Here is a 14,843-nt window from a genome sequence, read left to right on the forward strand (position 1 = left end):
AACCGTTTCAAATTGGCAAACGAGAAAGCGCTAACACATCGCTGGTCTGTTGAACATGCTTAGCCGCTGGCGGCGGCATCGCGGCTCTGCTAAGAGCGCGTCATGTTACGGATCGAAGACATCACCTACGCTGTTGAGGGCCGCCCTCTGTTCGACGGAGCCAGTGCAACCATCCCCGATGGCCACAAGGTCGGCCTTGTGGGCCGCAATGGCACCGGGAAAACCACGCTGTTCCGCCTGATCCGGGGGGAGTTGGCACTGGAATCGGGTAATATCTCGATCCCGAAACGCGCCCGGATTGGAGGCGTGGCGCAAGAGGTGCCCTCGTCTGACGTGTCGCTGATCAATACTGTTCTGGCCGCCGACACCGAACGCAGCGCGCTGATGGTTGAGGCTGAAAGCGCCGAAGACCCTGCCCGCATCGCAGAGATTCAGACCCGCCTTGCCGATATCGACGCTTGGTCGGCTGAGGCGCGCGCCGCCTCGATCCTCAAAGGTCTGGGCTTTGACGACGACGACCAGCTGCGCCCCTGTTCCGATTTCTCGGGCGGTTGGCGGATGCGCGTCGCTCTGGCGGCGGTGCTGTTCTCGCAGCCTGATCTGCTGCTGTTGGATGAACCGACCAACTATCTCGACCTCGAAGGCGCGCTGTGGCTGGAGAGCTATCTGGCGAAATATCCGCATACGGTCATAATCATCAGCCACGACCGCGGTCTTTTGAACCGGGCCGTAGGTTCGATCCTGCATCTGGAAGATCGCAAACTCACCTACTACGCAGTCCCCTACGACAAGTTCGCCGAGCGCCGTGCCGAACGACTTGCGCAGGCGGAATCCGAGAACGCCAAGGCCAAAGCCCGCATCGCGCATCTGCAAAGCTTTGTGGATCGCTTCCGCTACAAGGCGTCCAAAGCTGTTCAGGCCCAATCCCGCCTGAAGATGATTGAACGCATCCAGCTGGTCTCTACCCCGCAAGAGGCCGCTTTGCGCGCGTTTTCCTTCCCCGAGCCCGAGGAACTGTCGCCGCCCATCATTCAGATCGAAGGTGGTGTAACCGGCTATGGCGAGGTCGAGGTTCTGCGTCGCCTGAACCTGCGCATTGATCAGGACGACCGGATCGCGCTGCTAGGTAAGAACGGTCAGGGTAAATCGACCCTGTCCAAGCTGCTGTCCGATCGTCTGCCCCTGATGGCGGGCAAGATGAGCCGCAGCAACAAGCTACGCATCGGGTATTTCGCGCAGCATCAGGTGGATGAACTGTATGTGGATGAGACCCCTCTGGACCACCTACGCCGTCTGCGCCCGGATGAGGCGCCGGGCAAATGGCGCTCGCGTCTGGCCGGGTTTGGCCTGAACGCCGATCAGGCCGAGACAGAGGTTGGCCGCTTGTCCGGCGGGCAAAAAGCCCGACTGTCGCTGCTGCTGGCCACCATTGACGCGCCGCACATGCTGATCCTCGACGAGCCGACCAACCACCTCGATATCGAAAGCCGCGAGGCGCTGGTTGAGGCGCTGACCGCCTATTCCGGCGCGGTCGTTCTGGTGAGCCACGACATGCACCTGCTGTCGCTGGTGGCCGACAGGTTGTGGCTGGTCTCGGACGGGACGGTCAAGCCGTTTGACGACGACCTCGAGGCCTATCGCGCGATGCTGCTGGCCCGGGACAAGCCAGTCAAAACAAAGCCGCAGGCTGCAAAGCCCAAGCGCCCGTCTCGTGAAGCAATGCTGGCCCTGCGCGCCGACCTGCGCAAATGCGAGGACCGGATCGAAAAGCTAACGAATATGCGTGAAAAGCTCTCAGCCAAGTTGGCGGATCCGGCGCTGTATGAGGATGACAGGATCAACGATCTGGAGACCTGGAACCGCAAATTCGCCGAGGTCTCGGAAGCCATGCAAAAAGCAGAGGCCCTATGGGTGGCCGCAGCGGAACGCCTTGAGCAAGCTGAGAATGCCGCATGATGGACCTGGCCTTTTTCATTACAGCATTCACCACCTTGTTCGTGGTGATCGACCCGTTTGGCACCACGCCGATTTTCGTAGCGCTGACGCAGGACATGGATGCGAAGACTCGGCGCAAGACTGCCTTTCGTAGCTGCCTGACCGCCGTCTTCATCCTGATCGCCTTTGCTGCTTTTGGCGAGGCACTGCTGGGCTTTGTCGGGATCTCGATGGCCGCCTTTCGCGTTGCAGGCGGAGCTTTGCTGTTCCTCACCGCGCTGGACATGCTGTTCGACCGCCGCACCAAACGCCGCGAAGACCGCGCCGAGGAAGAGGAACATCCCGACCCGTCCGTGTTCCCTTTGGCCATTCCGCTGATCGCGGGGCCGGGTTCGATCGCGACGATCATCCTGCTGGCCGGCCAGCATCCCGGCGTGCTGGGCATTGTCGAGGCCTGCATCGTCATGCTGGCGGTGATGTCTGTTGTCCTGATCTTCTTTCTGGCTGGCGGGTTGATCGGCCGCATTCTGGGCAAGACCGGGCTGAACGTCCTGACCCGGCTGCTGGGTATGTTGCTGGCGGCTTTGTCGGTTCAGTTCATTCTGGATGGCCTCAAGGCCTTTGGATTCGCGTCCTGACCCCCCATATACTGCTGTGTAGCGAGTAAGGATTTCGGCATGGACACCGACAATGTAATGCGTTTGGTCTACCTCAGCGTACTGGGCACGGCTGTTGTGTTCTGGTTCCTGGCGCAGAACCGACAATCGCTGAGCAAAACCCTGCAGCAGGTCATGGCCTGGGTGTTCATCTTCGTGGGCGTCGTGGCCGTGGTTGGCCTGTGGGAGGATATCCGTACAACGGTCGGCCCTGCTCCGCAGATGACGGTGACAGGTGAGTCGATCGAGGTGCCCCGATCAGCCGACGGGCATTACTATCTGCCGGTTCAGGTGAACGGAGAGCCGATCACCTTTCTGGTTGATACCGGAGCCAGCCAGATTGTTCTCAGCGACAAAGACGCCAGACGCGCGGGGATCGACCCGAACCAACTGAACTACTTTGGCCGCGCCCTGACAGCCAATGGAGAGGTTCGGACCGCTCCGGTGCGGCTGGACACGCTGACAGTAGGGCCAATCACAGATCAGAACGTCTCGGCTTGGATCAACGAAGGTGAGTTGCACAAGTCGCTTCTGGGCATGGACTACCTGCATCGTTTTTCGAATATCCAGTTCACCGATGGACGTATGATCCTGTCGCGCTAGGCATGTGTAGTGCTTGAGAACAAAATAAGAACATGATATGAGTTACTCATGTCTGTTCAGCTTCTTGGTCAAAAGCCCGCGCGCGCCGCGCCGGGGGTAACTCTACAGGATGGGATCACCCTGCAACTGGGGCGCGTGCATGAAGGCTGCGGCCCCGCGCGGCGCAGCTTTGCCATGTGGCTGGCCGGTCAGATGCAGGGGCCGGTCCTATGGATTTCCCCAGCGTGGGAGCCCGGGCAGTTGAACCCCGACGGGATAATTCCCTTTGCTGATCCCGCCCGGTTCATCTTTGTCCGTCCCACCCGCGCCGAAGACCTGTTGTGGTGCATGGAGGAAGCGCTGCGCAGCGGAGCCATCCCGCTGATCGTCGGGGATCTGCCCGGCGCGCCGGGGCTGACGCCCGTGCGTCGGATGCATCTGGCCGCCGAACAGGGCGGCTCTATGGGGCGGGCCCCGCTAGGCCTAGTGCTGACGCCCGGTGATGGAGGTGCACAAGGGATCGAGACCCGCTGGCACATGGCCGCCGCGCATCAGGGCGAGGCCCGCCGCTGGACCCTGACCCGCCGCCGCGCCCGTGCCTTGCCTCCGGTCAGCTGGACGGCCACGCAGATCAAACCGCGCGCCGGGCTGCAGCTTGACCAGATCGCTGCCGTGGACTGAACGCACCTGATCACGCATTTTTTTGTTGGTCCAAGGGGTCGCGCGCCCTAGCGTCCAGTCATGAGAGATTTGACCCGACGTGCCGTTCTTGCGGGGCTGGCGACCCTACCCTTCGCCCAAACGCTGCATGCAGCGCTCAGCCCCTATGCCCTGTCGGAAAGCGATACGAAGGTTGGTTTCAGCTTCGATCTGTCCGGCGTCGCGCAAAGCGGTACCATGCCGATCCGGACAGCGGATGTTCAAGTGGATACGACCCGCCTGCAGAACAGCCGGGTTAAGGTGGCATTGGACGTGAGCAAAGCCAAAACCCGCCTGCCCTTTGCGCGCGCGCCCATGCTCAGTCCCAGTGTACTGGACGCCGAAAGCCATCCGACCATCACCTTCGTCTCAACCGAGATCGAACTTGGGCAGGATGGGCGCATCTCGGACGGGGCCCGTATCACCGGGGACCTGACAGTTCGGGGTGTGACGCGTCCTATCACGTTGCAAGCCAGCCTCTACCGGCCACAGGGAACAGCGGCGGGTGATCTGGATCGCCTGTCGATCAGCTTGAAGGGGGCGCTGAACCGGCACGACTTTGGCGCCTCGGGCTATCCCGATCTGGTGAATGACACCGTCACACTGGACATTCGCGCCGAAATCAGCCGCCTCTGACCAAAGGCAAAAGTTCAAAAACGACTCCTTGACGTCGAATAGCTGCGCGCATTGTCTGAAAGCCTCGCCAAGGTGGACCCATCATGCGCACGATCATTTCATTTGCCGCCCTATTCCTTTCTGTCATTCTGCTGCAACTATCGACTGGCGGTGTTGGGCCGCTTGATGCCATTTCCGGCATCACGCTGAATTTCACGACCGAGCAAATCGGTCTGCTTGGCTCGGCGCATTTCATCGGTTTCTTTGTCGGCTGCTGGTGGGCCCCGCGTCTGATGGGCAGCGTCGGGCATTCCCGCGCCTTTGCCGTCTGCACCGCACTGGGCGCGATGGGCCTGATTGGCCATACCCTGACCGAAAACCCCTATGTTTGGGCATTCCTCAGGATCGCATCCGGCACCTGTGTCGCCGGGTGTTACACGGTGATCGAGGCCTGGCTGAACGCGAAAGTCACAAATGAGACCCGTGGGCGCGCCATGGGCACCTATCGCATCGCCGATATGGGTGCATCGCTGTGCGCGCAGTTGATCATCGCAGTGCTGCCGCCCGCCTCTTACGTCTCGTACAATCTGCTGGCGATCCTGTGCTGCGCCTCCTTGCTGCCGCTGACCCTGACACGCGCCAGCCAGCCTGCAACCCCGGACGCGCCGCGCCTGCGCCCCAAACTAGCCTGGCGCAGCTCTCCTTTGGCGGTTGCCGGGGTGATCGTTGCGGCGCTCAGTTCTGCCTCGTTCCGCATGGTCGGCCCCGTCTACGGGCAAGAGGTTGGGCTGGGCATAGATCAGATCGCCTTCTTCCTCGCCTCATTTGTTCTGGGTGGTGCAATGGCGCAGTATCCGATGGGATGGCTTGCGGACAAATACGACCGGCGCTGGGTATTAATCTGGTTGTCTGCCGCTGCGGTTTTGAGTTGTGGAATAACCATGATGGCCAGCAACACTGGGACGCTCGGGGTGATGCTGGCGGCATGGGTGTTCGGGTTCACCACCTTCCCGATCTTCTCGGTCTCTTCGGCCCATGCCAACGACTTTGCCACCACTGAGCAACGAGTCGAGCTGTCTGCGGCGCTGATGTTCTGGTACGCTCTGGGCGCGATTGCCTCGCCCTACGTCTCATCCACACTGATCGAGAAATTCGGCCCGGGTGCGCTGTTTGCCTTTGTCGCTGTTGGTCATTTGGGTCTGATCGTCTTTGGTCTCGCCCGTATGCGTTCGCGCCCCACCCCGGAAGAGCGGACAAACTATGTCTATGCCCCCAGAACATCCTTTACGATTGGGCGTTTGTTGAAACGCTCGCGCGAGGAATAGAGAAAGGGCCGGGAAATCCCCGGCCCTTCGGTTTTTACGACTGGTTCGCTGGCGTTTCGTCTTCAACCAGAACCTCGACCTCAGGCTCCGGCGTCGCCTCAAGCGCGCCGTTCACGACACCACCGACCCCGTTTTCCATAGACAGACCCAGCTCTTCGCCCAGCTTTTTCAGGGCCGGCATCTGTACCGCCATTCCCATGATCGAATCCAGTGCCTGATTTACAACGGGTTTGTCGCTGTTGGCTGCCCCACCTGTGGAACCCGCACCGATCCCGCCAACCTGATGGATCTTGATCGAGTCGATCTTTTCAGCAGGCTTGACCATTTCCGAGATGATCGACGGCATGGTCTCGATCCGTGCCATATCGACTTTCATGCGAATCTGCGCGGCGGACAGCGCATTATCGGCCTCTACAATCGCGCGTTTTCCTTCCGCTTCGGCCAACATGTCGTTCTTCTTGGCCTCGGCGCGAATGTTCAGCGCATCCGCTTCGGCCTGGGCTTCCTCACGGCGGGCTTCGGCACGGTCAGCAGCGGCCTCTTTCTCGGCCTGTGCGGCCAGACGAATCGCGGTTGCCTGACGTTCTGCCTCACGAGTTGCTTCGATTAGAGCAATTTGCTTGTGACGCTCTGCCTCGGCCACTTCACGAGCGGTTGCCACGGCTTCGGTCGCTTTTGTTGCCTCGGCACGGGCCAGATCGGCAGACGCCCGCGCGCGGCTTTCCTCTTCGGATTTCTGCGCAATGATGATCTGACGTTCTTGCTCGGCCACTTCGATCTCACGCTCTTTGGCGATCTCAGCATCGCGGATCTTGCGCTCACGCTCAATCTCAGCGGCACGAATGGCCTCCTCGCGGGCGATCCGGGCACGTTCGGTTTCACGTACCGAGTCTTCGGTTCGCGCTGCGATTTCCGCCTCTTGCGCCACACGCAGGGTTTCAACCTTTTGCGTCTGCTCGATGCGCGCTTGTGCCTCGTCCTGCTCAATCAGCAGCTTCTGACGCTCGGCTTCCATTGCTGCGCGGCGCACTTCGACCTCAGCTTCAGCATCAATCTGCGCCCGCTCCTTCTTGGATACAGCAATCACCTCAGCCAGCTTACGCATACCAACGGCGTTAAAGGCGTTGTTCTCGTCCAGAGCTTCAAACGGCGTCTGGTCCAAAGCGGTCAGCGAGACCGATTCCAGCGACAGACCGTTTTTCAACAGGTCCTCAGACACTGCGTTCTGCACCTCCTGCACAAAGTCAGCGCGGTTTTCGTGCAGGCCATCCATGGTCATCTGAGCAGCGACCGCGCGCAGACCGTCAATCAGCTTACCTTCGATCATCTCGCGCAGTTGCTCTACGTCAAAGGTGCGGTCACCCAGAGTTTGCGCCGCACGGGCGATGCCCTCTTCGGTTGCCATGACCGAGACGTAGAACTCAACACCAACGTCGACGCGCATCCGGTCTTTAGTGATGAGCGCGGCCTCGCCGCTGCGCTGCACCTCAAGGCGCAGGGTCTTCATGTTGACAGGGCTGACCTCGTGCAGCAGCGGAACGATGATGACACCGCCATCCATAATGACTTTCTTGCCACCCGCCCCGGTTTTCACCAAGCTGATTTCGCGGGTTGCGCGTCGATAAAGGCGGCCAAGCACAAGGCCAATGAACAAGAGTACCGCTAAAATAGTCACAATTGTGACGGCCAGGAATGGAAGTTCCATGCAATATCCTCCGGATTGGGTTTGAAAATTGGGTTAGTGAGACAAGCCGACCATAACGAACCGGTCGCGCCGTCGATCACGTAGAACAAGTACTTCGGTGCCTTGCTCCAGCGAATCTTGGTCCCGAAAAGGTTCTGCGCGCAGGTAGTGTGTGTTGCCGAACCGATCCATGACGCGCACCTCTGCCGGGCGTCCGCGTGAGGCGGTTCCTTGAGTGATCACACCACGACGACGGGCCAGCATCCGTTCAGACATCGCCTCAGTCTCGGTTTTTGGCAGCAGCCGGGCGAAGACGCCACCAAAGCCACGCGCAAACCACAGACCAAATGCGCCCGCAGGGATGACAGCAATCCAACTGGGTAAATCGAAACCCAACAGGTCGCGCAGTGCCAATTGCAGGCCCATACCACTGAGGCCGAACCCGGCTAGCAGAACCACAAGCCAGATCATGAACGACATCTTGCCGATGCCCAGCCAGCCAAATGGGCCAGTAGAGGCGACTTCGGGCACTTCGGTTTCAATCTCGGCCAGTTCCAGGTCGCCCAGATCGATATCGGCGTCTATATCCAGATCGAAATCGGCAATGTCCAGATCCGGCGCGTCGACCATATCCAGATCGACCTCGCCATCACCTGCCAGCAGACTTCCACCCAGAACCAATGCGATCAGTTCCAGCGCCAAAAGGCCGAACAGAAGCGCAAGCGCCAGGGTAAAGGGCACAAATGCGCCCTCAAGTAAAAAGTCAAACATCAGCAGGTTGCCCTCGTTTTTGTATACTTTTGTATACATATGAGATGGGAAGTCATTGATTGAATTTCAAGAGGTTGTGATTCCAAATTACAACCTATGGGTAGTGCAGCTCTTGACGGATATGCAACTCGCCTCAATCGCCTTTCGTATTATTCCCTCAAATACGCGCTCAAAATGACATGGCAGCGCAAGCCGGGCTTTTGCTGAGCGATGACATAAGGTAGACGGGCGCGCAGACAGTTACGTGGACACGCAAAATGGCTCGGATTCTCATCACCTCGGCGATCCCCTACATCAACGGGATCAAGCACCTCGGCAACCTGATCGGCTCTCAATTGCCTGCCGACCTGTACGCACGTTACCAGCGTGGCCGGGGGAACGAGGTCATGTTCCTCTGCGCCACGGATGAACACGGCACCCCGGCCGAGCTGGCCGCGGCCAAGGCGGGCAAGCCCGTCGCGGAGTACTGCGCGGATATGTATGCGGTACAGGCCGATATCGCCAAACGCTTTGGTCTGAGCTTCGATCACTTTGGGCGCTCGTCCAGCGAACAGAACCGCCAATTGACGCAGCACTTCGCTGGCAAGTTGGATGAGGCCGGTCTGATCCGTGAGGTCAGTGAAAAACAGGTCTACTCGAATGCCGATGGCCGGTTCCTGCCTGACCGCTATATCGAGGGCACCTGCCCCAACTGTGGCTATGATCGCGCGCGTGGCGACCAGTGCGAGAACTGTACCAAGCAGCTGGATCCGACCGATCTGATCGAGCCTCGCAGCGCGATCAGCGGCTCGACTGATCTTGAGGTGCGCGAGACCAAGCACCTGTATCTGCGCCAATCGGCGATGAAGGATCAGCTGGATGCGTGGATCGACAGCAAGGTCGACTGGCCGATCCTGACCACATCCATTGCCAAGAAATGGCTGCATGACGGAGACGGCCTGCAGGATCGCGGCATCACCCGTGATCTGGACTGGGGTGTTCCAGTCAAGAAAGGCGATCAGGACTGGCCCGGTATGGAGGGCAAAGTCTTCTATGTCTGGTTCGATGCACCAATCGAATACATCGCATGCGCCAAGGAATGGGCCGACGCGAATGGCAAGACGGATGCGGATTGGGAACGCTGGTGGCGCACCGACAAAGGTGCGGACGACGTGCGTTACGTGCAGTTCATGGGCAAGGACAACGTGCCCTTCCACACGCTCAGCTTCCCGGCCACCATTCTGGGTTCGGGCGAGCCGTGGAAGATGGTCGACCACCTGAAATCCTTCAACTACCTGAACTATGACGGTGGTCAGTTCTCGACCTCGCAGGGTCGAGGCGTGTTCATGGATCAGGCGCTGGCCATTCTGCCCGCCGACTACTGGCGCTGGTGGCTGCTGAGCCATGCGCCGGAAAGCAGCGATAGTGAGTTTACGTGGGAGAATTTCCAGCAATCGGTGAACAAAGACCTTGCCGACGTACTGGGCAACTTCGTCAGCCGGATCACCAAGTTCTGCCGCTCGAAATTCGGCGAAGCTGTGCCGGAAAGCGGTACATTTGGCGCGCGCGAACAAGACCTTATCGCCGACATCACCCGCCGCGTTCGCGCCTATGAAGGCCACATGGAGGCCATGGAAGTCCGCAAATCCGCGCAAGAGCTTCGGGCGATCTGGGTGGCCGGTAACGAATATCTGCAATCCGCAGCCCCGTGGTCGACCTTTAAGGAAGACCCCGAACAGGCGGCAGCGCAAGTTCGCCTTGGCCTCAACCTGATCCGCCTCTACGCGGTTCTAAGCGCGCCCTTTATTCCCGCTGCCTCGGCAAAGATGCTGAGTGCAATGAATACGCTAGATACAAGCTGGCCCGAAGATGTCGAGGCCGCGCTGAACGCCCTGCCCGCAGGTCATGCGTTCTCGGTACCTGATGTCCTGTTCGCCAAGATCGCCGACGAGGATCGCGAAGAGTGGCAGGCGAAATTTGCAGGCACGCGCGACTGACATAAGCTGCATGAAGTTCTGAAACGGGGGCCTATACGGCCCCCTTTCTTTTGGGCCCTTCAAACAGCACGCACCCCGTAAACCGGCCTGGTTGCACGGGATTTTCGCTACCTGCCAACCACTCCGCCCCTTCAATCACCTTGAGATATGTTTGCAAAACGGCCATCCTGCCCTCAAGTTCTGCCGACTCGTCGCTTTTTAAGGCTGCGTATAGGCTCAGTTTTTTGAAATGTATGAGGCTTTTGACATGTCCGTCGCTCTGAAGCAGCCCCGCAACCGGTCTCGTGGTGCTGTCACCGCACTGTGCCGCCCTCTAGTCATTTTGTCATGCATCGGTTTTGGCTATCCGGCACTTGCGCAAGACGAAAGTGAAGCGCCCGCCGCAAAAGTGTCGATCGCCGCAGCCTACACCGAAGAGATCACCGACGAGGCAAGCTTTATCGGCCGTGCAGAAGCCATCAATAAGGTCGACATCGTCGCGCGCGTCAGCGGATTTCTTGATAGTCAGGAGGTCGAAGATGGCGCCCTGGTGACCGAGGGCGATCTGCTGTTCAAGATCGAACCGGACCTCTATGAGGCGACGCTTGAGGCGCGGAAAGCAGATCTTGACCGCGCCGAAGCCAATTTGGAGCTGGCCAAGGTCGATCTCGCGCGGAAAGAGGAACTCTTTAGACGCGACGCAACCCCAGAGTCAGAACGTGACATCGCGCGTGCCAACGAACTGGTCGCCGAGGCCGAGGTCAAAGCCGCAAACGCCGCTATTCAGCAAGCTGAGCTGGACCTCAGCTATACCGAGATCCACGCGCCCTTTACCGGTCGCCTAGGACGGGTCACCACGAGTGTAGGCGATGTGGTTGGCCCCACGAACCCACCGCTGGTTAACTTGGTCAGCGAAGCCCCAATCTACGTGAATTTCTCCTTGAATGAGAAACAGTTTACCTCGGTTCTTCAACAGGTTGGTGAAAGTGCCGCTTCTCTGGCGGAAAGCAACAAAAGCCCCAATGTCCATGTCATTCTGCCGAACGGAACCGAACTAGACGAAACTGGTGAGATCGTCTTTGTCGACAACCGCATCGACCCTCTGACCGGCGCTATCACCGTGCGGGCCGAGTTTGACAACGCAGATCGCCTGATCATCGATGGTGCCTTCGTGAATGTGCAGATCGAGGCACTGGAGCCGACCCTGCAGGTCCTGATCCCTCAGGCCGCATTGCAGCGGGACCAGCGCGGCGAGTTCGTATTAGTCGTCAATGACCAGCAGATGGTCGAGCAGCGCTATATCACGACCGGCGACGCTGTAGGCACGGCCATCATCGTCGCGGATGGTTTGCGCGAAGGCGAAAGCGTGATTGTCGAGGGCCTGCAACGCGTGCGTCCAGGTGTGGCGGTCGACGCGGTGGTCGCGTCCGAGCAGCCGGGAGAATAAGGCATGTTCTCAGCCCTGTTCATCAGCCGGCCGAAGCTGGCGCTTGTCATTTCACTCGTCCTTACGATCATGGGCGGCATCGGCTATATGGTTCTGCCAGTCGCCCAGTTTCCGGACATTACCCCTCCGGTCGTCAGCGTCACGACCACCTATACCGGTGCCAACGCCGAGACCGTTGAAAACACCGTAGCCGCGCCCATCGAGGCACAGGTAAACGGCGTAGACGACATGATATACATGACGTCAACCTCGTCCGACAACGGCTCGTATTCGTTGAACATTACGTTTGAGGTCGGCACCGACCCGGATATCGCGTCGGTCAACGTGCAGAACCGCGTGGCGCAGGCCATGTCGTCGCTTCCGTCCGAGGTGACATCCTCCGGCGTGGTGACGCAGAAGGCGTCGACCAACATGCTGTTGCTGGTCACGCTGACCTCGCCCAATGGCACGTATGACAGTGTGTTTCTGTCCAATTATGCCTCGATCAACCTTAAAGACGCCTTGGCGCGGGTTCAGGGTGTGGGTAAGGCGGATGTTCTGACCAATCTGGAATACGCCATGCGGATCTGGATGGATCCCGACAAGATGGCTGCTCTGTCGATTACGCCCGGCGATGTGATCAATGCCATACGTGAGCAGAATATCGAAGTCTCTGCAGGCTCGATCGGCTCGCCTCCTGTGCCGGAGGGGCAGACCTTTCAATACACGATCAAAACCAAAGGTCGCCTGACATCGGCCGCCGAGTTCGGCGACATCGTCATTCGCACCGGCGAGGCCGGGTCCATAGTGCGCGTTCGAGATATTGCACGAGTCGAACTGGGCGCGCAGTTCTATTCGGCTTCCGGCTATTTCGATGCGGTACCCGCGACCGTGATCGGCATTTACCAGGCCCCCGGCGCCAACGCGCTTGCTGTGTCCGAGCGGGTGCAGGCGGAGCTTGATCGCCTGTCCCGGTCCTTCCCCACAGACGTCGAATACAGTGTCCCCTTCAACACCACCGACTTTGTCGAAGCCTCGCTGAACGATGTGGTTTCGACGCTGATCCTGACCTTCATTCTGGTGATCTCCGTCGTGTTCGTTTTCCTGGGCAGTTGGCGAGCGACGATCATTCCAGCGGTGGCGATCCCGGTCTCGTTGATCGGGACATTCGCCTTCCTACTGGCCTTCGGAATGTCACTGAACACGATTTCGCTTTTCGCCTTGGTTCTGGCCATCGGGATCGTGGTGGATGACGCCATCGTGGTTGTAGAAAACGTCGAGCGGATCATCGCGGATGAGGGGCTGCCCCCGGCCGAAGCGACCCGAAAGGCGATGGGCCAGATCACCGGCCCCGTCATCGCAACAACGCTGGTTCTGCTGGCCGTGTTCGTGCCGGTGACCTTCATGCCCGGCATCTCTGGCAGGCTGTATTCGCAGTTTGCCGTGACGATTTCGACGGCTGTTGTGATCTCATCCATCAACGCTCTGACCTTGTCGCCTGCCCTGTGTGGCCTGGTTCTACGCGCACGCTCCGGTCCGCCCAAAGGACTGCTGGCGCTGTTCGAAGGTCTGATCGGAACCGTCCGAAACGGCTATGTCGCCATCGTACGCAAATTGCTGATCCTGCCTATTGTCGCGCTGGGTGTGATAGTCGCCTTGGGGATGGGAACCGGGACGATCATGTCCAACACCTCCAGCGGGTTTATCCCACTTGAGGACAATGGCTATCTGTTCGTGGATATCCAACTGCCCGATGCGGCGACGCTGGAACGGACCGAGACGATCTCGGCCCGTGTGGACGACCAGATCCGCGAAATTCCGGGCGTTGCCAGCACCGTTCTGATCAACGGCTTCTCGCTGCTGAACGGCACCACGACCAACGGCGCGGCGATCTTCGTCAACCTCGAAAACTGGGCCGACCGTCAGGAAGAAGACCTGAGCGCCGACGCCATCCTCGCCAAGGTGCTTGCAATCGCGAACGGTGAGTCCGCGGCTTCGATCGTGGCCTTCAACCCGCCGCCCATTCAGGGCCTGGGTATGTCGGCCGGTGTCGAGATGGAGGTGCAGCAGACCGGTGGCGGCACACCTCAGGATCTGGCTTCGGCTGTTGGCTCGTTCGTTTACGCGGCGAACCAGCGGCCCGAGATCGGCCAATCCTACACCACCTTCCGCGCCAACGTTCCACAGCTTTTTGTTGATTTGGATCGGGAAAAAGCCAAGACCCTGCAGGTCTCGGTCGCCGAGATTTTCCAAACGATGCAGGCGCAGTTGGGGTCTTACTACGTGAACGACTTCAATCTGTTCGGTCGTGTCTACCGCGTGATGATTCAGGCGGATGGTACCTATCGCGATAATGTCGAGGATATCTCGAACCTTTATGTCCGCTCGCAACAGGGTGAGATGGTGCCTCTGGGTACATTGATTGATGTGGAAAACGTGTTGGGGCCGGTCTTGCTGAAGCGGCACAACCTGTTCCGTTCGGCAACGGTGACAGCTGTGCCTGCCCCGGGCCTGTCCACGGGTGACGCGATCAACGTCATGACCGAGGAATCCGCAACCGCCCTACCCCCCGGATATGCGTTCGAATGGACCGGCACGGCACAACAGCAGCTGGCCTCGGGCGGTCTTGTCATCGTGATCCTTGGGCTGGCGATCCTGTTTGGCTACCTGTTCCTGGTGGGACAATACGAAAGCTGGACCTTGCCGGTGTCGATCCTGCTGTCGGTGATTGTCGCCCTGTTCGGTGCGGTCGCGGCCGTAGCGATCGTGGGCAGTGACATCAACCTCTATACGCAGATCGGGATGATCATGCTGGTGGGGCTTGCCTCAAAGAACGGCATTCTGATCGTTGAGTTCGCGATGGAGCAACGCGCCAAAGGCCTTTCGATCAAGGACGCCGCAGCCGAGGCCGCCTATCAGCGCTTCCGGGCCGTGATGATGACGGCGCTGTCCTTCCTGCTGGGGGTTGTCCCGCTACTGGCCGCCAATGGCGCGGGGGCCGCAAGCCAGAAGGCCATTGGTGTCGCCGTGTTCGGCGGCATGCTGGCCGCCACATTGGTTGGCGTGATCCTTGTGCCAGTCCTCTACGCCCTGATGCAGGGGCTGCGAGAATGGATTAAGGGCAGCAAGAATGATCCCGGCCCGTCCGAGGAAACCGCCTAAGAAAAAGCCCCGCCAAATCGGCGGGGCTTTTTG

General features: G+C 59.5%; 11 protein-coding genes. 9 read left to right on the plus strand and 2 right to left on the minus strand.

The window, feature by feature from the left end; all coding sequences use genetic code 11:
• The first annotated feature begins 102 nt into the window (after positions 1–102).
• From ACR0AI_RS03975 to ACR0AI_RS04000, 6 genes are all read left to right on the plus strand, one after another.
• Positions 103–1,956 (plus strand): ABC-F family ATP-binding cassette domain-containing protein, encoded by a 1,854-nt coding sequence (locus ACR0AI_RS03975; RefSeq protein WP_480671751.1) that lies wholly within the window; start codon positions 103–105, stop codon positions 1,954–1,956.
• A complete protein-coding gene (locus tag ACR0AI_RS03980) occupies positions 1,953–2,573 on the plus strand; it encodes a MarC family protein (RefSeq protein WP_170469775.1) in 621 nt (206 codons plus the stop codon). Before ACR0AI_RS03975 ends, ACR0AI_RS03980 begins: the two co-directional genes overlap by 4 nt.
• A 39-nt stretch (positions 2,574–2,612) precedes the next feature.
• On the plus strand, positions 2,613–3,194 hold the full coding sequence (locus ACR0AI_RS03985; protein ID WP_480671753.1) for a retropepsin-like aspartic protease family protein: 582 nt from the start codon (positions 2,613–2,615) through the stop codon (positions 3,192–3,194).
• A gap of 48 nt (positions 3,195–3,242) precedes the next feature.
• Entirely contained in the window at positions 3,243–3,854 is a 612-nt protein-coding gene (locus ACR0AI_RS03990; protein ID WP_480671755.1) for an ImuA family protein, read from the plus strand.
• Positions 3,855–3,914: 60 nt separating this feature from the next.
• Positions 3,915–4,508: a YceI family protein gene (locus ACR0AI_RS03995; RefSeq protein ID WP_170551265.1), complete on the plus strand. Its 594-nt coding sequence runs from the start codon at positions 3,915–3,917 to the stop codon at positions 4,506–4,508.
• Between the two features lie 83 nt (positions 4,509–4,591).
• Positions 4,592–5,812, plus strand: a complete 1,221-nt coding sequence (locus tag ACR0AI_RS04000; protein WP_170677735.1) for an MFS transporter — start codon at positions 4,592–4,594, stop codon at positions 5,810–5,812.
• Between the two features lie 34 nt (positions 5,813–5,846).
• On the opposite strand, the gene ACR0AI_RS04005 is transcribed toward ACR0AI_RS04000, so the two are convergent.
• Complete coding sequence (locus ACR0AI_RS04005; RefSeq protein ID WP_480671758.1) at positions 5,847–7,517, minus strand: flotillin family protein; 1,671 nt, start codon at positions 7,515–7,517, stop codon at positions 5,847–5,849.
• 33 nt (positions 7,518–7,550) lie between these two features.
• A complete protein-coding gene (locus tag ACR0AI_RS04010; protein WP_480671760.1) occupies positions 7,551–8,267 on the minus strand; it encodes an OB-fold-containig protein in 717 nt (238 codons plus the stop codon).
• A 257-nt stretch (positions 8,268–8,524) separates the two neighbouring features.
• Here ACR0AI_RS04010 and metG point away from each other — a divergent pair, with 257 nt between their 5' ends.
• The 3 genes from metG to ACR0AI_RS04025 all read left to right on the plus strand — a co-directional run bounded on the left by metG (position 8,525) and on the right by ACR0AI_RS04025 (position 14,810).
• Positions 8,525–10,243 (plus strand): methionine--tRNA ligase, encoded by a 1,719-nt coding sequence (gene metG / locus ACR0AI_RS04015; RefSeq protein ID WP_480671762.1) that lies wholly within the window; start codon positions 8,525–8,527, stop codon positions 10,241–10,243.
• 247 nt (positions 10,244–10,490) lie between these two features.
• Positions 10,491–11,669, plus strand: a complete 1,179-nt coding sequence (locus ACR0AI_RS04020) for an efflux RND transporter periplasmic adaptor subunit (RefSeq protein WP_480671764.1) — start codon at positions 10,491–10,493, stop codon at positions 11,667–11,669.
• Positions 11,670–11,672: 3 nt separating this feature from the next.
• Entirely contained in the window at positions 11,673–14,810 is a 3,138-nt protein-coding gene (locus tag ACR0AI_RS04025; RefSeq protein WP_480671766.1) for an efflux RND transporter permease subunit, read from the plus strand.
• Positions 14,811–14,843 lie beyond the last annotated feature (33 nt).

It is taken from the genome of Ruegeria sp. BG3 (assembly GCF_056538485.1).